The sequence below is a fragment of the Microbulbifer maximicatervae (SeqCode) genome (genome assembly GCF_052466985.1).
The window spans coordinates 292694-309005 of sequence record NZ_CP174298.1; the positions used below are offsets into that span (position 1 = coordinate 292694).

Consider the following 16312-nt stretch of genomic DNA (forward strand, 5'->3'; position numbering starts at 1 on the left):
CCATAGCTATTAAACGAGACACTAAGGGACGGTCCAAAAAGGCCCGCATAAACGATCAGATTGAAGCGTCAGAACTCCGCCTGATAGGCGCTGATGGCGAACAGGTAGGCATTGTCTCCCTGGATGAAGCGCTGGAAGCTGCACAGAAAGCTAGCTTGGATCTCGTTGAAATTGCCTCGGACTCCACGCCGATAGTCTGTAAGATCATGGACTACGGCAAGCACGTATTCGAAGCTAAAAAAGCTAAGAATGCCGCCAAGAAGAAGCAGAAGCAGCAGCAGATCAAGGAAATGAAATTCCGCCCGGGCACCGATGTCGGTGACTACCAGATCAAGCTGCGCAACCTGGCCCGCTTCCTGGAAGCGGGTGACAAGGCCAAAGTATCCCTGCGTTTCCGTGGCCGCGAAATGGCTCACCAAGAGCTGGGCATGGAAATGATGCAGCGCATCGAAAAGGACCTTGAAGAGCTGGGCACCGTAGAGCAGCGACCGAAAATGGAAGGTCGTCAAATGCTGATGGTGATTGCTCCGCTCAAAAAGAAAAAGTGAGGTTTGGGGAAGTCATTCCCGGGATCTCCTTTGAGAAGTGGTTGGGCGACGGCTGCCTCCCCACTCTCGCAGTGCCGGTAACTTCGGTTGTCGGCAGTTACTAAAGGTGCCTGTTTTACAGGCGAATATTAACTTTGGAGTACAAAATGCCGAAAGCAAAGACTCACAGTGGCGCTGCCAAGCGCTTCAAGAAGACGGCTGCGGGCTACAAGCACAAGCACGCTAACAAGAGCCACATCCTCACCAAGATGACCACCAAGCGCAAGCGTCAGCTGCGTGGCACCCAGACTATGAACAAGTCTGATGCTGGTCTGGTCGATCGTATGCTGCGCGCCAAGTAATTGGCCCAAATCGCAAAGGTTTAAGAGGATAGAAGTATGGCCCGTGTAAAACGTGGTGTAGAGGCGCGTCGTCGTCACAAGAAGATTCTGAAGCAGGCTAAAGGTTACTACGGTGCGCGTTCACGCGTATTCCGCGTTGCCAAGCAGGCAGTAATTAAAGCTGGTCAGTACGCATACCGTGACCGTCGCGTTAAAAAGCGTAACTTCCGCGCTCTGTGGATTACTCGTATTAACGCCCAGTCCCGTGCTGAAGGCCTGAGCTACAGCCGCCTGATCGCAGGTCTGAAAAAAGCGGACATCGCACTGGATCGCCGTGTACTGGCTGATCTGGCTGTTTACGATAAAGTCGCTTTTGCTGCCGTAGTTGAAAAAGCTAAGGCAGCCCTGGCAGCGTAAGCTGTCACTTCAGTTGTAAAACTGAATACTCAAAATAGGGAAGGGCTGTAGTGGCCCTTCCCTATTTTTTTATGGAGTTTCCGCTATTTTTTACCGGTGGCGGTGCCTGGGGAAATTCCCTCCGGTACAGAGAGTACCGGCCGAACAAAGCAGAAAAAATTAATCGAAGTTGGATTCAAACGGGAACAGTTCGATGCAAGATTTGCAGTCCCTCACCGAGCAGGCTATGGAGCTGGTGGAGAAGGCCGATGGCCTCGCCGCACTGGATCAGGTGCGTGTTGATTACCTGGGCAAAAAGGGCCAGCTGACGGCACTGCTGAAAGGCCTTGGCAAGCTGTCGGCTGAGGAGCGTCCGGCGGCGGGTGCCAAGATCAACGAAGCCAAGCAGCAGGTTCAGGAAAAAATTAACGCGCGCCGCACTATGCTGGAGCAGGCCGCTATCAACGCGAAGTTGGCCGAAGAGACCATTGATGTCACTCTGCCGGGGCGGGGCGAAGAGCAGGGCAATGCCCACCCCATTACGCGCACCTTAAAGCGCGTGGAAGAATTCTTTGCGAGCATTGGCTTCTCCGTTGAAAACGGCCCGGAAGTCGAACAGGACTACTACAACTTCGAAGCGTTGAATATTCCCGCGCACCACCCCGCGCGCGCGATGCACGACACCTTCTACGTGGACCCCACCACCGTACTGAGAACCCACACCTCCTCAGTGCAGATCCGCACCATGGAGAAAAAGTCTCCACCGCTGCGTATTATCTGCCCGGGCCGCGTATACCGCTGCGACTCCGATGTCACCCACTCGCCCATGTTCCACCAGGTAGAAGGCCTGGTAATCGGCGAGAACATCAGCTTCGCCCACCTGAAAGGCACCATCGACCAATTCCTGCGCGCCTTCTTCGAAGCGGAAGTACCGGTGCGTTTCCGTCCGTCTTACTTCCCGTTCACCGAGCCTTCCGCAGAAGCGGACATCCAGTGTACCGCCTGTTCCGGTGAAGGCTGCCGCGTATGTTCCGGCACCGGCTGGCTGGAAATTCTCGGCTGCGGCATGGTGCACCCGAATGTCTTCGCCGCCTGCGATATCGACAGCGAAAAATACTCCGGCTTTGCCTTCGGTATCGGTATCGAGCGCCTCGCCATGCTGCGCTACGGCGTCAACGACCTGCGCTTGTTCTTCGATAACGATCTGCGCTTCTTGAAACAGTTCTAAGCCAAGTGACAGCGCGAATGGCAATGGCCCTTCGCAACAGCAGTCGAATTGTGGAGGCCTGGGAGGCGAAATAGCCCCAGGCGAAATGCGCACCAAGTTGCGCTGACGGAATACAGAAAGAGATCAACTATGAAAATCAGCAACTCCTGGTTGCGGGAATGGGTAAACCCGGAACTCACCACGCAGGAACTGGCCGATCAAATCACCATGGCCGGCCTGGAAGTGGATGGTATAGAAAAAGTTGCGGGCGATTTCTCCGGAGTGGTTGTCGGTGAGATTGTCGCCTGTGAGCAGCACCCGGATGCGGACAAGCTGCGCGTGTGCAAAGTCGCTGGCCACCCCGACGGTGAAATGCAAGTTGTGTGCGGTGCTCCCAATGCGCGCACCGGAATCAAAATTCCTTTTGCCCTGGTAGGCGCCAAGCTGCCGGGCGATTTTAAAATCAAGAAAGCCAAGCTCCGTGGTGTAGAGAGCTTCGGTATGCTCTGCGCACAGACCGAACTGGAACTGGGCGAAGACAATGACGGTATCTGGGAACTGCCAGAAGACGCACCCACCGGTACCGATCTGCGCGAATACTTGCAGCTGGACGATGAGACCATCGAAGTGGATCTCACCCCGAACCGTTCCGACTGCCTCGGTGTTGCCGGTATTGCTCGCGAAGTGGGTGTATTGAATCGCTGCGCCGTTCAGGGCCCGGAAGTTGCTCCGGTACCCCAGCAGATCGACGAGAGCATGCCCGTATCCCTGCTGGCCGAAGCCGCTTGCCCGCGCTACGTAGGTCGTGTTATTCGCAATATCGATATCAAAGCGGTAACACCTCTATGGATGCAAGAGCGCCTGCGTCGCAGCGGCCTGCGCAGTATCGACCCGGTAGTAGATGTTACCAACTATGTTTTGCTGGAACTGGGCCAGCCCATGCACGCCTTCGACCTGGAGAAACTCTCCGGCGGCATCAAAGTGCGTATGGCGGAAGCCGGTGAAGAGCTGACCCTGCTGGACGGCCAGGAAGTCAAACTGAAAGAGGGCACTCTGGTAATTGCCGATGAGGAAAAACCTCTGGCGATGGCCGGCATAATGGGTGGCCTGGATTCCTCCGTGACCGCAGGCACCCAGCATATCTTCCTGGAGAGCGCCTTCTTTAGCCCGCTGGCCATTGCCGGTAAGGCTCGCTCTTACGGCCTGCACACCGATTCCTCCCACCGTTTCGAGCGCGGCGTGGACTACCACCTGCAAGAGAAAGCGGTGGAGCGCGCTACTCAGTTGCTGCTGGATATCGTCGGCGGTGAACCCGGCCCGGTACACGTGCGTGAGCTGACTGAAATTATGCCCGCCGAGCGCCACATTACCCTGCGCCGTGCGAAAGTAGAATTAGGCCTGGGCATCAAGCTGGCCGATGACGAAATCGTCGATATTCTCACCCGCCTGGGCCTGGAAAAAATCGACCAGAACGACGAAGGCTGGACCTTCCTCGCCCCCAGCTTCCGTTTCGATATCGCCATCGAAGCAGACCTGCTGGAAGAGCTGGCCCGTGTATACGGCTACAACCGTATCCCCAGCGAAAGCTTTACTGCCGAACTGGAAATCGCCCCGCGCCCGGAGAGCACCATTGCCCAGGACAACCTGGAGCAAACCCTGCTGAGCCGCGGTTACTACGAAGCGATTACCTTCAGCTTTATCGATAGCGACAGCGCCGCGCTGTTTGATCCGGAAGCCGACCCGGTGGCCCTGCAAAACCCGATCAGCGCCGAGCTGGCGGTTATGCGCACTACCTTGCTGCCAGGCCTGTGCAAAGCGTTGCAGTACAACCTGAATCGCCAGCAAAACCGCGTGCGCCTGTTTGAAACCGGCCTGCGCTTTGTGCCGGGTGCAGAATTGCACCAGGAGCAAATGATTGCCGGGCTTGCCTACGGCAGCCGTTACGCAGAAAACTGGACTGGCAGCAAAGACGCCGTGGACTTCTTCGACGTGAAAGCCGATGTAGAAGCCCTGTTGGCTCGCACTGGTGTAGCCGATGAATTCCGCTTTGTCGCTGGCCAACACCCCGCGCTGCACCCCGGCCAAACCGCCAAGATTATGCGCGGCGACTGCGAAGTGGGGGTTATCGGAGCCCTGCACCCGCAGTTGCAGAAGAAGTTGGACCTGTCCAAGCCCGCGTTCGTATTTGAACTGAGCCTGGAAGCGATCGGCGAGGGCAAAACCCCCGCATTCCGTCCGCTGTCCAAGTTCCCGGAAGTGCGCCGCGATCTGGCCCTGCTGATTGATGCAGAGGTTCCTGCCGCCAGCCTGGTGGAAACTGCTGTCGAAGTTGCAGGTGAAACCTTGACGGACCTCAAGATATTTGATGTCTACCAGGGCAAAGGTATTGATTTAAATAGAAAAAGTGTCGCTTTGGGGTTGACGTTTCAGCATTCGTCACGCACCCTTAATGACGACGAAATCAATGCCGCTGTAGATGCGGTGGTCGGAAAACTAGAAGAAAAATATAACGCTAGTCTGCGCTAGTAGAGCATGATGCTCTCGGGTGCAGGCTGAATTGCACCCCGAGAGCGTCTGCTACCGGGTTGAAAGCCGCCGCGGTTTGGGCCGCTTCCGATCTGGAGTCGACGCCTCTGAATCAATTGGTAGGATCCAATGACAGAGGCACTGACCAAGGCCGGGCTCGCCGAGAAACTGTACGAAGAGCTGGGCTTTAACAAGCGCGAAGCGAAAGAGATCGTCGAATATTTCTTCGAGGAGATCCGCAATGCGTTGGAAAGTAACGAGCAGGTCAAGCTCTCCGGCTTTGGCAATTTCGACCTGCGCGATAAAAGCCAGCGTCCCGGTCGCAATCCCAAGACAGGTGAGGAAATCCCCATCTCGGCCCGCAGGGTAGTCACTTTTAAACCCGGGCAAAAACTCAAGACACGAGTAGAAGAGCATGCTGGAACCGAGCAATAACGCTCAGCTGCCTGCAATCCCCGGTAAGCGCTATTTCACCATTGGTGAGGTGAGTGAACTGTGCGCCGTTAAACCCCATGTCCTGCGTTATTGGGAGCAGGAATTCCCCCAGCTGAAACCCGTCAAACGTCGCGGCAACCGCCGTTACTACCAGCACCAAGATGTCATCATGATCCGCCAGATTCGTGCGCTCCTGTACGAAGAGGGCTATACCATTGGTGGAGCCCGCCAGCAGATCGAAACCGGCAGCGAGCGGGCAGAGGTGGTACAGCTACAGCAAGTACTGCCAGAAGTGATCGCAGAACTAAAGGACGTGGTGGCCCTGTTGGAGGGGAAAAATAATTTATAAAAAACTGTAAACCTGGGCTTGCAATCCAGCCGCACTCAGGTATGATTCACGCCACATCGAGACACGATGTCTTTAAAAATCAATCACTTAGCGAAGTGAACGATTTTTTAAAATCGGAGCGTAGCGCAGCCTGGTAGCGCACCACACTGGGGGTGTGGTGGTCGTCGGTTCAAATCCGGCCGCTCCGACCATCTTTCTTCATATCTCATGCGGCTTTCAGCCACTTTTCCCGATTGAGCGTACAAAAACCAATTCTCAAGCGTACAAAAACCCCGTACAAAAACTCTCAATCACTTCCGCATCAGTAATTTCGGGTCGATACTGATACCCACTTCTTTGTATTCTCGCTCATGCCCTCCGAGATAAAACTTCTCAGTAATTTCCGCATCCGTATGGGCGCATATTTCTGCAATCTCTTCCGGGCTGTGACCGGATTTCTTGAGCAGGTGAGAGGCTAGGGCGCGCACCTCGTGAAATGTCGGCCTGGCACTGCTGGGTAAGTCCTGGCGAACCTCTGCGGCGTCTCGTGCATCTTTAAATTGATTTGATAGCCTTGCTGGCATCAATCTACACCAATGCTCATCTTGCTTCGCTCGGGGTTGTCTTTTCTTTGGTTGATATGAAACTGCAAAAGGGCATCGGTAGTTTTGTAGGGAGAGCTGTCGGGCTTGGTTAATTACTTGACGTAATCCAGGGTGATGATTGTAAGACCAACGCAAATATGTAGCCCTTTCTTCGCCGCGTTGATTAATTGATTTCTCTACACCTTTATCAATCCCTGCATCGGTTACATGCTTGTCCAGCCTTAAGCTGCACACATCACCGCGGCGCATAGTTGTAAGCAGTGATAAATCCATAGCAATTTGCAGACCTGTATAACCCAGCTCGCCAGCTGCGTCGTGTATGCGCCAAAAATCTTGCAGGGTAAGCCGTTGACGTACTTTTTCCGGTCGTTGCCTTGGAATTAATTTAGGGGCTTCGTCACTGGTGTTAAATGGATTAAATGTAAGTTTTGGAACCGAGCCCTCCAGCATTAAATAATTAATAAAGCTGCGCAGGGCAGCACGGCTATTTCGTTGGGGATGATAATCTTGCGATTCCCACCAGTCGCGAACCATTGTCAGCGTTAGCTCATGTGGCATAGGGTTTTTAAGCTGTTCGCACATACGCTCAACATAGCGGCGCTTTTGGCTCCAGCGTGCAGCTGTGGCCTGTTTGGGGTGGTTTAGTTCCATCCAGGCAACCCAGTCGCTGTAGCGGTCCAGCAGGCTTCCTGCTCGCGCAGTCCAAACGGTATCCGTTGTTGCTGGCTGACGCTCATAGAGGTCGCGCTGCCGGTTGGCTTGTTTTGCCTGACGAATCGCTTCGGCTGTTGTGCCGTGGAATGTGAGACTAGAGCCATCTGGGCGTAAATAGCGCCAATAGTTTGCCCGCTTTTTGGGGTCGGTATAAAGGTTTTCTGGCAACTCCAGACCGTCTACATATCTAGGTTTTTTTGGTCTAGCCATTATTTTCTTCCGTGTTATCTGCGTGCGAGTAGCGGTGAGATTGGCTCTGCTTCTACCGCTGTCCGCTCTTCCGTGCGTATTGTGTAAGGGTCATGAAACCCATTTCGGTAAATATATAATCTATCGCCTAACCAGCGCCCAGCAACTTCACCAGTTGAAACCCACTTTATAACGGTCTCGCGTGCGGGCTGAGTTCCGGCAAAGCTCTCTCTAACCCAATCTTTCCAGTACATCAGTTGATTGATGCTTTGGGGCGCCCTTTGCTGGCCGCCCTCAACAACTCCGGTTTGTGCTTTCATACCGTCACCTATGATATGGTTGAGTTGGATTCCGCAGGATTGCAATCAGGGCAGGGCTCCGAATATCCACATGGATGTTCTTGTGTTATTCCACCGATTTCACCACGCCCGCAGCATGTACTGCATGAGCCATTATTTATTTCATAAAGTGGGGTGAGGTCCGTTAAATGGCCATCATCGCGTGACATCGATTCAATGCTTGCAGTCTGCTCTGCTTCCTCTTTTGAGGGAAAATATCTATATGACGCTCTTCTGGTGCCGGTATCTCTCATGCGCCAGACAGCTAAGTTATATTCTGTGGGTCTGTTTCCAGTTGATTCAGTGGCCACCTGAAACTGCGAAAACATCCAATGCAGGAATTCATTAAATTCTGGGTCGTAGAAGGTGAACCCTTCGCTGGTTCCGGCTATTTCCGTGGCTTTTTGCTTCCACCGCTCCAGGAGGTTTTCAAATCTAACGGGGGCGACAGAGAGTTGAGCTTGTAATTCCTTGCACTTGCTCTCCCAAAGCTCTGCTCTTTGGTCTTCCCATCCTGAAACGGCCGCCCAGCCCTCGGGGTCTTCGTTTGAAAATGCAGGCTCTAGGGGTCTTGGCCCTATTTTTTCTATGATTTCCTGTTCCATTGCATATCCCTCGATATTGTCTTTCACCCGCAAAACCCGCACTGGGCGGGCTGGGGGAGTTATTTGGAGCTTGCAAATTTGTTGGTTCGCTTACTCAGATCAACTCTAGGGGCGTTACCCCTTCGTTATCATTTTCTTACCCTCGGTTGAGTTGAATTATTAATTGGTTAAATGGGCTAGGCCCTGCACCTACCTAGCCCCAATTAAGGGGCTCAGTAAGAGTTGAAATTAGTTCAGGCTGCAAACGGGTAGATATCGACCCCCTCAACACTCAGCACATCGGGGGGGGGGTAATCTCCTTTGCGGATGCGGCCCCTTTTTTCTGTCTTCGCAATTCGGCAACTATTGCGCGTTGAACCATTTTGAATTTATCGGTATCAACTGCCACGCCTGTGGGTTTTCTGTTCTTTATCCTTTCGAATGCGGAAACAAACTTTTTAACTTCTGCTATTACTGCTGATGCTTGTTTATTTAGAGGAAACTTTGAAATTTCCATTTGAACCCCCTTGGGGGCCCTGAACTAGCGGCCCAGATTGGTGTGATTATTTACGAGCAGCTTCAACAGCCTCTTCCATGGTTGGGTGTCGCTCATACATTCGGCCCGTCCTGCTTCCTCGGAAGTGAAGGACTAGCCTTAGCAAGCCTGGGCCACTTGGTTCAATTGCAAATCTGATTGCTCGGTCATGAGCCATTACAACCGCGCGAGTAAGATGGTTGAAATCAAAGGTCGCGAGTCTATTGTGAGTAGGTTCATTTATCTCGATTCCGCTGCCGCAAGGCTTTACTTTGTTCCTTATATGGTGAGGGCCACCAAACAAGTCGCAGAGCATTTCAAAGCACTTCCATTGCCCACCCGACATCCATGAATAGTGCTTTCTCCAAAAGTCATCCATAGCTATCTCCTAAAAGGGAATGTCGTCATCAAAATTCTGGTTAAAATCATTCCTTCCACCCATGGAGTTAGGTGGCTGCTGTCTGTTTGGGTGTGCCCCCTGACCTTGCGCCGGTCTTTGTTGCGGTTGGTTTTGCGGGGCCATAGGGGAGGGCGGCTGAAATCCCTGGCCCTGCTGAACGCCATTCTGCTGACCATCAAGCATCTGCATTTCAGCTGCGACAATTTCTGTAGTGAAGCGGTCCTGACCACTGTTTTTGTCTTGCCACTTCCGTGTGCGCAGTGAGCCCTCGACATAAACCTTCGCCCCTTTGCGGAGGTATTCACCGGCTATTTCTGCAAGGCGATTGAAAAAGACTACGCGGTGCCATTCGGTGCGCTCTTGCTGTTGGCCGGTTTGCTTATCCTTCCAGCTTTCACTAGTGGCTAGGCTGATATTGGTTACCGCTCCACCACTGGGCATATATTTGGTCTCTGGGTCATTGCCTAGATTGCCAATCAATATGACTTTATTAATACCTCTTGCCATCACTTGCACTCCTGTTCCTTCAGCTCACCATCGACTATGGTGTAGGTGGTAAGCTCATCAGCTTTCTTGTCAAAGATTTGCACCCACTGCTTAAACACTTCTGTCTTGGCGATTTGCTTCGCTACTTTATGGGCGGCTTCCAGTGTTTCTACTGACTCACGAAAATCCTTAGCCCCACCCATTAACAGGTTGTAAGTGCCGCAAAATATGGCGAATCTCTTCATTTTTTGGATTTCCATAGTTAATTCCACTTAGCCCGCTTACGCCTTGCCTTTTGACTTAGTTTGTTTGCTTTTCCTGCATAATGATTCGGTTCTGACTGAATAATGCTGTTCCATTCTCTGCTGATAAGGCTTAGTTGCAGTGCAGCCAGCGATAAACCTCTTCCTGAAAACATATCTTTCTCCCTAAAAATGCGCCCCGTACCAGCGGCGCTAGCCTCGCGCGTCAACGTATCTGTGGTGCAGGTTTAGCTTCCGCTAATTGCAATCAAGATAAATAGACTCGTCGTAGATCTCTTCTAGGTCCGTTATCATTGTTCTGCGGGCATACAGCTTGAAAAGTTCACCGGGAAGCCCGTAATTAACTGTGTGGGCCTGCACTCCTCTTCTAAAGTTTTTGCCATCCTCTCGGATAATCGAGATGTAGTGATGCTCTTCATCGCGATCTTTATAAAGTGAAATCTCAATATTATTGAATGAATATTCACCATGGAGGATTGTTACACATGTGAAATATTCGGATCGCTCCCACTCCAGTATTATTTCTTCATGCCCATTATGAAGGTGCTCCTCTTGCCATTCCTTTTTAATGAGCTCCAAGAACTCTTTAGATGTCATTACGGATGGAACAGGTTTTAGAGCCTTATCAAGTAGTGGTTTTAAATGTGCGCCTGCTTGCTCATGGAGAGCTTTGATGTACAGCTCACCGATCATGTCGGTAATATATTTGTTGTACTCGGGCAGGGTTATTTGGTTTGTACAGATAGAGATTTTATCTTCAATAGCCTTTTTTAAAGACTGTCCAAAATCGCTGTACTCTCTAAGTACTGAATCCAGAATTCCAACAATGGTTGCTTCAACTTTCGAATCGATTGATTCTTCCAGTTTTCCACTATCAATGTATCTGCCAAGACTTTCGGTGACGAGTTTCTGTAGTTCCATTTTCCTATCCTTGAGAGTTCTAGCGAATTTGTAGTGCTGGTTTAGCTTCAGCTAATCGAGCCCCTGGAATTTCTTGACCTTCTTTAAGGGCGGACAAAATGGCTTTCTTGTCGGGTGTGAATGTATTTTTCACAGTGACGTATTCGCCGGGCAGGGCGTCTTCGTTTTCAATCTCAACTTTGGCTATTGGCTTTTTCAGGGAGATGGTGAACACCGGGCATTCGATTTTCTTTATGCCGCACTCCTGCATATTTGAGCGGAGATATTCGGTGATTGAATTGCGGCGGTTTTGCAGAGCTTTTTTCTTGGCTTGCAACCGCTTAATTTCATCATCAAGTCCCTTTTCGAAGGGGGTGAAGTTCATGAGAAGGTTGCCTATTTGAATAGCCTTCTCATTGAATTCAAGCTCGATACCTTCCAGCGTGTCGGCAATATCCGCTGGGGTTAAATCGTTATCTTCGGCCAGTTGCTTCAGATCGCGGGCTTGGTCGGTGATTTCGTACAGCTTTAATGCGGTCATTATGCAGCTCCTTGGAGTTGTTCCTTTTGTGCTTCGTAGGTTTGGGTTAGGGCGGTAATTCCTTTATTGGCAACGTCAGTTAGGTGCGGCATATTTCTTTGCCGCTCAAGATGCTTGATTGAGGTTTTAAATATCCCGGCGGCTTCATGCAGGCGGCGGGAACTTTTCAATGTTTTCAGGTGTTTCTGTACGTACTCAGTAAGCTCTTTGGTTTGTTTGTCTCGGGCGGAGTCTTTGTCTTCCGCTTTGTCGATCTGGCTTTCCAACTGGCGCTCTTGACGGTACTCGGGGTCATCCCATTCACCGCTGTAAATATCTGCGGAGAAGCCGAGGAATGAAAAGCACTTTTTTAAAGCGTCAGAAAGTGATTTCTTGGCCGCCTCTTTATCTTCGACAAAATACTTGTTTTTATGTGACCAATAGATGCGGGGTGTGTGGCCATAGTTCTCTATGTGGCCGCGCTCTCCGTCAATTTTGTACCAGAGGCGCAGCCTGATTGTGTGGGTGAGGTTACGGCCAATTTCCTGGCCTTCAAGAATTACCGGCGCGCCCTGGTCGTCTCGTTCTTCAATAATTTCATAACCCCAGCCAATTCCAATTGGCCCCCATATTTCGGTAGCTTTCTCAACCATGGCGATGTGGTTAATGCTTGCAGTTTTGCGGCCATCTACAGTTGACTCTTTTACAAAGCGAGCGTCAGTTTTCTTTACTCGCTGCCAGATGCTTAGATTCTCAGACATTTTTCTCGCTCCTGTGATTAGAGGGGGCTTAGTAATTTTGAGTTATTTAAGAACTTGGCAACTCAAGGTAACCAGCATCACGGGCAGCGTGCGCGAATCGCCAGAAATATTTTTCAGCAATAAATCTCACAGTTTCCATCGCTATGGAGTGATATTGGTAACCCGCCTCTGTGTGGTCGCCGCCGATGGCAATTTCAGCAATTTTTCCGTTTCCGGTTGAATCACAATCTTCAGCGTATTTTTCGAGAAACTTTCCAATGTGCTTATCAAGTAGATTCCGAGCTAGCGCCGACTCATTGCTGAGTGCTCCCGTTTCGCGGAATAGGTGCATCTCAATGAAAAATACGGTGTTTTCAATTTCGTCTTGTGTGGGCTTTCGGCGGGAAAGTGGGTGGCCTTCGATGTGCCCCTCTTCTGCTGCGCGCGGTTCAAGTTCCTCGCGGTACTCCCTGGCCAGCTTTAATGCACAGCTCCGAGAGAATTTCTCGTTTGCGGTCGCGCACTGGAGGATGTCCTTTAACTGGAACTTGTCGAGTTCATCGAGAGCGATCTCAAGAAAGCGGCGGCGATACATGGCTTCAATGAGTGGGCGACCGTTATCACCAGAGAGAATGCACTCCAGGACGTATTCAGCAATGCCAGCCTCAACGCGCCCTACATCAGCTGCGGTTTCGTCCGGCAGAGAGTCTTGGTGATTCTCATGGGCGTTGAGAGCGTCTTCGGCGGGGGCGGTTGAGCTGCTTCCAAACATGGGGGTTCTCCCTAAGTTGTTAAAGCAAATGTAAAGCAATGCTTTATATAAAGCAACGGCAATGCCTTATTTTTGGCGTCATTTACCTTATCTGGAGCTTTATTTGATTAGAGGGGGGCTTTCTTTCTTGCGAGGAAGGCAACTGGTACTCTCAGTGTTTTAAAAGCGTAAGGGATTACAGAATGAAAATGATAAGTTATTGCTTATTGGTCTTCTTGGCAGTAATGGCGCTGAGCGGGTGCACAGGAATGGCAGATGCGATGTCTAAGATGGGCGGGCAGGGCGTAGTTACTGAGAAAGTTTCCACTTTCGATGGCGCAAAAGTCGTAGAGGTTACACCGCAATTCCTCTATAACCCTAAACGACTAATGGGGAACTCATATAAGCTTGGTGCTCGCTGGAACAGTTTGTCTCCAGGGTATTTGGCCCTAATTATGGAGTATAGCTCTAGCAGTTCTATGGACTCTGCACACGTAAATCTAACTGGGCTAGAGGTAAATATCTCTGGAAGTATCTACTCATTCAAGACAGCTGAACTCACGGACCATTCGAACAGTGGATGGAATAGTGTTTCTAGGACAATTTACACCACAAGCACTAACTCAGTTGCCGTGCCTATTGGGCTGCTGGAAGAAATGTTAGCCGCTGAAGATGTGCGGATAAGAATCCATAGCGGAGATGGCTACGAGGACTCCGTTTTTTCAGAAGAGCGCATTCCTGGGGGGCAACCAACAGCATTACTCTCTTTGAGGGAGTTTATGGCCCGAGTGCAGGCGATAAAAGCTGGTGCCCCTATTTCAGGTTAACCTTCTTTAGCGTTAAAGGTCATACTCTACCTTTTTGGCTACTCCAACAATTTGGCAGTTGCCATTTATAGGTATTGGAGAATAAGCAGGGTTTAGTGGTTTAAGGTATTTGTTTGGGCCATCTACGACCAGCTTCTTTAGTGTCGCTTCCTGAACGTCCATCAATTTGGCAACTACAATTGACCCGTTACAGTAAGCGGCATCAGGGTCAACAATCACTATTGACCCGTGGGGTATGCTAACGCCTGCTAAGGATGTCATTGAATCACCCACAACGCGGAGCGCAAATGCGTTTGGACCTACATTAGCAGTTGTTTCACGCCACTCTTCGGCATCGCCCGGTTGGAAATTGTCTATTACTTCCATCCACTTGCCGGCCTGAACGGTTGAGATTAGCGGAACCTTCCCCCTTATCGGAGGGCCCTCCCGCAAATTCAAATCGTAGGGGCCGCGTTCTTCACCAATATTGGTTTGGCTTTTTGAGCCTGAAGTAGGGTAGCCAAGCGGGGCTTTGGTTAGCCCCCAATGTTCCGGGCTAACATCCTTACCGAAGTAAGCAATGAGCTCTAAAAGTGTTGATTTCTTTATTCGGCCAGTTTTCACCCAGCCTTGAACAGACTGGCTCGAGACCCCGAACTGGCGTGCCAGTTCTGCCTTATTAATGCCCTTGATTTTCCGGGCCTCTTCTATAGCTCTTCCGAGCTTTTCACCTTCAAGCATTGCCTGATTTAAGTGGATAACATGCCTGAAAGGCAATGCTTGATAAAAGTAAAGCATTGCCTTATATTTGAGTTATGAAAACGCACAAAGCTCATAACAGCGTCAACCTAGAAGCCCTGGAGAGGGCTGTTGCAATTGTGGGTAGCAAATCAGGTCTGGCGAGGAGTATCGGAGTTAAGCCACCTGTAATAACCCAATGGTTTAAAAATGTGAGACCAATCCCTCCAGGTCGATGTCGCCCTATTGAAGCGGCCACAGGCGGTGCAGTCACTCGATATGAGCTACGCCCGGATATTTATGGTGCCTCTTCACTCCCAGAAAAATACTTTCGACCTACAGAGAGTGTAAGTGAAAACCCTGAAGGTGAAAGCTAGCCGAAGAGCTGAAAACAACGTTAACTCAAGGATGGTTTAGGTAATAGCAATGGAGACCAGCTTAAGAAAGTGCAATTTAAGAATTAAGCAGTCGGACTTCGATCAACTTAAGTCCAGGGCGACGGAGCTGGGTATCGGCCATGAACAGCTTTTACGAATCATGGTTGAAGCATGTTTACCTGTTTACGTTGCTCAGACTCCGGCAGATTTAAAAGAAGCCCTTACGAGTATGGCGGTCCTCTCCAAAGTCCGCGCGTTTTAGAAAGATCTAAATTCCCTGCTGTAGAAGTGCCATAAAAAATAAAACGGTTCACACATCAAGAGCAAAAGAAAGGGGCATTGTATGTCTGATAAAACTTCTAATGCGCTAACTCAAAATGAGCCGCGTAAAACAATTCCTGCCCAGCTGCCGAAAAATTACAGTGAATTACAAACTGACGAGAGCCGGCGCCAGCAGATAGCTGAGCTGTGTGGTGATGTTGTCGACTCAGTTTTTAATCCTCAGAGAGCCTCAGAGACTCCCTCTGACTTTATTGAAGTGAAGGAGAGTTAGCCGTGAGCGCTGAGGCCACTTTCTGGGCATGGCAGCAGGGCGTGAAGTCTACGCACAAGTTAGTGCTGCTATCTCTTGCCAATTGCCACAATGAGGCAAACGGGCAGTGCAATCCATCCATTGCGTACATTGCTCAAGCTACTGGCCTCAACCGCAAAACTGTAATTTCTGCAATGGAGCAGTTGGAAGAATCTAGCCTGATTATTCGCCTCAAATCGAGCGGCTCCAGCAATCAATTCACTTTGAATTTTGGCCAAATCACCAGTACCAAAAACGGTACTAGTCCCAAAAACGGACCAGGCCCAAAAACGGACAAAACCAGTACCAAAAACGGAACTGGACCAGTACCAAAAACGGACCACGAATCTAAAAAGAATCTAAAAGAACCTAAAAATATTAATAGGGGATTAGATTTTTCATCTTGGCCAACTGAGCCAGGGAAGGAAGTTCTGGAGGATTGGAAAAAAGTTCGCAAGGCGCCGCTCACTCAAACCGCTGTCAACCAGATTGCTAAGCAGTTTCATCTAGCCAGCCAACACGGCTACAGCGTTGACCACTGTCTTGCCATTTGCTGTGAGCGCGGTTGGCGAGGATTCCAATTCCAGTGGCTGCTAAATCACGAGAACCAAGGACAGCAGCCGCACGCTCAATCCATGCAGCAGGGGCGGACCCGAGACCGATCTGTGACCGAAATACTCACTGATACCAACTGGTAAACCTAGAACCATCAAGGAGTGATACCCATGACCGTAGCCACCATTCCAGAAGCCCTTCAGCGAATCTCAACCACTGAGCCCTGCAGCCCGCTAGCAGTATTCCGCACTAAGCGAGACGACCAAGTGGATGTGATGTTTGCAAACACCATCCGCACCCAGCAGCGCATCGAGTGGGGCGATATCAACTACCTGGGTAGCTTTCACAAGGAGAGCTTGAGCGAGGCTCGCCAGCGGCTTCAAGAATACTCAGAAAGTATGCGAGAAGTCGCGTGAGGAATGAGCCAGTCCCAACCAAAGCAGTTTTCTTTCTGGAGCTCTTTCTCTGGATGGTGGCGGT

General features: G+C 50.6%; 24 protein-coding genes and 1 tRNA gene. 13 read left to right on the plus strand and 12 right to left on the minus strand.

The window, feature by feature from the left end:
* Positions 1-8: 8 nt before the first annotated feature.
* The 8 genes from infC (at position 9) to ACJJI3_RS01325 (ending at position 5972) form a co-directional block, all read left to right on the plus strand.
* A complete protein-coding gene (gene infC / locus ACJJI3_RS01290) occupies positions 9-548 on the plus strand; it encodes a translation initiation factor IF-3 (protein ID WP_282934667.1) in 540 nt (179 codons plus the stop codon).
* Between the two features lie 146 nt (positions 549-694).
* A complete protein-coding gene (rpmI, locus tag ACJJI3_RS01295) occupies positions 695-889 on the plus strand; it encodes a 50S ribosomal protein L35 (protein ID WP_020413351.1) in 195 nt (64 codons plus the stop codon).
* A gap of 36 nt (positions 890-925) precedes the next feature.
* On the plus strand, positions 926-1285 hold the full coding sequence (rplT, locus tag ACJJI3_RS01300; protein ID WP_108733840.1) for a 50S ribosomal protein L20: 360 nt from the start codon (positions 926-928) through the stop codon (positions 1283-1285).
* 193 nt (positions 1286-1478) lie between these two features.
* The gene (gene pheS / locus ACJJI3_RS01305) at positions 1479-2492 is read left to right on the plus strand and encodes a phenylalanine--tRNA ligase subunit alpha (protein ID WP_282932052.1); all 1014 of its coding nucleotides are present in this window, start codon (positions 1479-1481) and stop codon (positions 2490-2492) included.
* Positions 2493-2621: 129 nt separating this feature from the next.
* Positions 2622-4997 (plus strand): phenylalanine--tRNA ligase subunit beta, encoded by a 2376-nt coding sequence (gene pheT / locus ACJJI3_RS01310; protein ID WP_444941213.1) that lies wholly within the window; start codon positions 2622-2624, stop codon positions 4995-4997.
* 129 nt (positions 4998-5126) lie between these two features.
* Positions 5127-5432: an integration host factor subunit alpha gene (gene ihfA, locus ACJJI3_RS01315; protein ID WP_108733837.1), complete on the plus strand. Its 306-nt coding sequence runs from the start codon at positions 5127-5129 to the stop codon at positions 5430-5432.
* Positions 5413-5781 (plus strand): MerR family transcriptional regulator, encoded by a 369-nt coding sequence (locus ACJJI3_RS01320; protein ID WP_108733836.1) that lies wholly within the window; start codon positions 5413-5415, stop codon positions 5779-5781. The genes ihfA and ACJJI3_RS01320 overlap by 20 nt, the downstream gene beginning before the upstream one ends.
* Before the next feature lie 114 nt (positions 5782-5895).
* A tRNA-Pro gene (locus ACJJI3_RS01325) sits at positions 5896-5972 on the plus strand.
* A 99-nt stretch (positions 5973-6071) separates the two neighbouring features.
* Here ACJJI3_RS01325 and ACJJI3_RS01330 read toward each other — a convergent pair.
* The 11 genes from ACJJI3_RS01330 to ACJJI3_RS01380 form a co-directional block, all read right to left on the minus strand.
* On the minus strand, positions 6072-7289 hold the full coding sequence (locus tag ACJJI3_RS01330) for a site-specific integrase (RefSeq protein ID WP_444897931.1): 1218 nt from the start codon (positions 7287-7289) through the stop codon (positions 6072-6074).
* Positions 7290-7303: 14 nt separating this feature from the next.
* Entirely contained in the window at positions 7304-7588 is a 285-nt protein-coding gene (locus ACJJI3_RS01335) for a hypothetical protein (protein ID WP_444941214.1), read from the minus strand.
* 8 nt (positions 7589-7596) lie between these two features.
* Positions 7597-8211: a hypothetical protein gene (locus ACJJI3_RS01340; RefSeq protein ID WP_444901213.1), complete on the minus strand. Its 615-nt coding sequence runs from the start codon at positions 8209-8211 to the stop codon at positions 7597-7599.
* Between the two features lie 271 nt (positions 8212-8482).
* On the minus strand, positions 8483-8707 hold the full coding sequence (locus ACJJI3_RS01345; protein ID WP_444941215.1) for a hypothetical protein: 225 nt from the start codon (positions 8705-8707) through the stop codon (positions 8483-8485).
* A 406-nt stretch (positions 8708-9113) separates the two neighbouring features.
* Entirely contained in the window at positions 9114-9632 is a 519-nt protein-coding gene (gene ssb / locus ACJJI3_RS01350) for a single-stranded DNA-binding protein (protein WP_444941216.1), read from the minus strand.
* Positions 9632-9871 carry a hypothetical protein gene (locus ACJJI3_RS01355; protein WP_444941217.1) on the minus strand — a complete coding sequence of 80 codons (240 nt, stop codon included), beginning with the start codon at positions 9869-9871 and terminating at the stop codon, positions 9632-9634. The genes ssb and ACJJI3_RS01355 overlap by 1 nt, the downstream gene beginning before the upstream one ends.
* Before the next feature lie 2 nt (positions 9872-9873).
* Positions 9874-10029 (minus strand): hypothetical protein, encoded by a 156-nt coding sequence (locus ACJJI3_RS01360; RefSeq protein ID WP_444941218.1) that lies wholly within the window; start codon positions 10027-10029, stop codon positions 9874-9876.
* Between the two features lie 82 nt (positions 10030-10111).
* Positions 10112-10795 (minus strand): hypothetical protein, encoded by a 684-nt coding sequence (locus ACJJI3_RS01365; RefSeq protein WP_444941219.1) that lies wholly within the window; start codon positions 10793-10795, stop codon positions 10112-10114.
* A 19-nt stretch (positions 10796-10814) separates the two neighbouring features.
* Complete coding sequence (locus ACJJI3_RS01370) at positions 10815-11315, minus strand: siphovirus Gp157 family protein (protein WP_444941220.1); 501 nt, start codon at positions 11313-11315, stop codon at positions 10815-10817.
* Positions 11315-12055 (minus strand): hypothetical protein, encoded by a 741-nt coding sequence (locus ACJJI3_RS01375; RefSeq protein ID WP_444941221.1) that lies wholly within the window; start codon positions 12053-12055, stop codon positions 11315-11317. Before ACJJI3_RS01375 ends, ACJJI3_RS01370 begins: the two co-directional genes overlap by 1 nt.
* A 46-nt stretch (positions 12056-12101) precedes the next feature.
* The gene (locus tag ACJJI3_RS01380; protein WP_444941222.1) at positions 12102-12806 is read right to left on the minus strand and encodes a hypothetical protein; all 705 of its coding nucleotides are present in this window, start codon (positions 12804-12806) and stop codon (positions 12102-12104) included.
* A 182-nt stretch (positions 12807-12988) separates the two neighbouring features.
* Here ACJJI3_RS01380 and ACJJI3_RS01385 point away from each other — a divergent pair, with 182 nt between their 5' ends.
* The gene (locus ACJJI3_RS01385) at positions 12989-13612 is read left to right on the plus strand and encodes a hypothetical protein (protein ID WP_444941223.1); all 624 of its coding nucleotides are present in this window, start codon (positions 12989-12991) and stop codon (positions 13610-13612) included.
* A gap of 12 nt (positions 13613-13624) precedes the next feature.
* Here ACJJI3_RS01385 and ACJJI3_RS01390 read toward each other — a convergent pair whose 3' ends face one another.
* The gene (locus ACJJI3_RS01390; protein ID WP_444941224.1) at positions 13625-14332 is read right to left on the minus strand and encodes a LexA family protein; all 708 of its coding nucleotides are present in this window, start codon (positions 14330-14332) and stop codon (positions 13625-13627) included.
* 74 nt (positions 14333-14406) lie between these two features.
* Between ACJJI3_RS01390 and ACJJI3_RS01395 the strand changes: the two genes are divergently transcribed.
* The 4 genes from ACJJI3_RS01395 (at position 14407) to ACJJI3_RS01410 (ending at position 16248) form a co-directional block, all read left to right on the plus strand.
* Positions 14407-14706: a transcriptional regulator gene (locus tag ACJJI3_RS01395; RefSeq protein WP_444941225.1), complete on the plus strand. Its 300-nt coding sequence runs from the start codon at positions 14407-14409 to the stop codon at positions 14704-14706.
* 343 nt (positions 14707-15049) lie between these two features.
* A complete protein-coding gene (locus ACJJI3_RS01400; RefSeq protein WP_444941226.1) occupies positions 15050-15259 on the plus strand; it encodes a hypothetical protein in 210 nt (69 codons plus the stop codon).
* Positions 15260-15261: 2 nt separating this feature from the next.
* Positions 15262-15975 (plus strand): helix-turn-helix domain-containing protein, encoded by a 714-nt coding sequence (locus ACJJI3_RS01405; RefSeq protein WP_444941227.1) that lies wholly within the window; start codon positions 15262-15264, stop codon positions 15973-15975.
* A gap of 27 nt (positions 15976-16002) precedes the next feature.
* On the plus strand, positions 16003-16248 hold the full coding sequence (locus ACJJI3_RS01410; RefSeq protein WP_444941228.1) for a hypothetical protein: 246 nt from the start codon (positions 16003-16005) through the stop codon (positions 16246-16248).
* Positions 16249-16312 lie beyond the last annotated feature (64 nt).

What these genes read in the sequence shown, in the direction of transcription:
- rpmI (WP_020413351.1), top strand. Translation starts at nt 695, where the DNA reads ATGCCGAAAGCAAAGACTCACAGTGGCGCTGCCAAGCGCTTCAAGAAG.
- ACJJI3_RS01370 (WP_444941220.1), bottom strand. Translation starts at nt 11,315, where the DNA reads ATGACCGCATTAAAGCTGTACGAAATCACCGACCAAGCCCGCGATCTG.
- ACJJI3_RS01365 (WP_444941219.1), bottom strand. Translation starts at nt 10,795, where the DNA reads ATGGAACTACAGAAACTCGTCACCGAAAGTCTTGGCAGATACATTGAT.
- ACJJI3_RS01330 (WP_444897931.1), bottom strand. Translation starts at nt 7,289, where the DNA reads ATGGCTAGACCAAAAAAACCTAGATATGTAGACGGTCTGGAGTTGCCA.
- ssb (WP_444941216.1), bottom strand. Translation starts at nt 9,632, where the DNA reads ATGGCAAGAGGTATTAATAAAGTCATATTGATTGGCAATCTAGGCAAT.
- ACJJI3_RS01335 (WP_444941214.1), bottom strand. Translation starts at nt 7,588, where the DNA reads ATGAAAGCACAAACCGGAGTTGTTGAGGGCGGCCAGCAAAGGGCGCCC.
- ACJJI3_RS01395 (WP_444941225.1), top strand. Translation starts at nt 14,407, where the DNA reads ATGAAAACGCACAAAGCTCATAACAGCGTCAACCTAGAAGCCCTGGAG.
- ACJJI3_RS01345 (WP_444941215.1), bottom strand. Translation starts at nt 8,707, where the DNA reads ATGGAAATTTCAAAGTTTCCTCTAAATAAACAAGCATCAGCAGTAATA.
- ACJJI3_RS01355 (WP_444941217.1), bottom strand. Translation starts at nt 9,871, where the DNA reads ATGGAAATCCAAAAAATGAAGAGATTCGCCATATTTTGCGGCACTTAC.
- ACJJI3_RS01320 (WP_108733836.1), top strand. Translation starts at nt 5,413, where the DNA reads ATGCTGGAACCGAGCAATAACGCTCAGCTGCCTGCAATCCCCGGTAAG.
- ihfA (WP_108733837.1), top strand. Translation starts at nt 5,127, where the DNA reads ATGACAGAGGCACTGACCAAGGCCGGGCTCGCCGAGAAACTGTACGAA.
- pheT (WP_444941213.1), top strand. Translation starts at nt 2,622, where the DNA reads ATGAAAATCAGCAACTCCTGGTTGCGGGAATGGGTAAACCCGGAACTC.
- ACJJI3_RS01400 (WP_444941226.1), top strand. Translation starts at nt 15,050, where the DNA reads ATGTCTGATAAAACTTCTAATGCGCTAACTCAAAATGAGCCGCGTAAA.
- ACJJI3_RS01385 (WP_444941223.1), top strand. Translation starts at nt 12,989, where the DNA reads ATGAAAATGATAAGTTATTGCTTATTGGTCTTCTTGGCAGTAATGGCG.
- ACJJI3_RS01410 (WP_444941228.1), top strand. Translation starts at nt 16,003, where the DNA reads ATGACCGTAGCCACCATTCCAGAAGCCCTTCAGCGAATCTCAACCACT.
- ACJJI3_RS01340 (WP_444901213.1), bottom strand. Translation starts at nt 8,211, where the DNA reads ATGGAACAGGAAATCATAGAAAAAATAGGGCCAAGACCCCTAGAGCCT.
- pheS (WP_282932052.1), top strand. Translation starts at nt 1,479, where the DNA reads ATGCAAGATTTGCAGTCCCTCACCGAGCAGGCTATGGAGCTGGTGGAG.
- ACJJI3_RS01360 (WP_444941218.1), bottom strand. Translation starts at nt 10,029, where the DNA reads ATGTTTTCAGGAAGAGGTTTATCGCTGGCTGCACTGCAACTAAGCCTT.
- rplT (WP_108733840.1), top strand. Translation starts at nt 926, where the DNA reads ATGGCCCGTGTAAAACGTGGTGTAGAGGCGCGTCGTCGTCACAAGAAG.
- ACJJI3_RS01390 (WP_444941224.1), bottom strand. Translation starts at nt 14,332, where the DNA reads ATGCTTGAAGGTGAAAAGCTCGGAAGAGCTATAGAAGAGGCCCGGAAA.
- ACJJI3_RS01375 (WP_444941221.1), bottom strand. Translation starts at nt 12,055, where the DNA reads ATGTCTGAGAATCTAAGCATCTGGCAGCGAGTAAAGAAAACTGACGCT.
- ACJJI3_RS01380 (WP_444941222.1), bottom strand. Translation starts at nt 12,806, where the DNA reads ATGTTTGGAAGCAGCTCAACCGCCCCCGCCGAAGACGCTCTCAACGCC.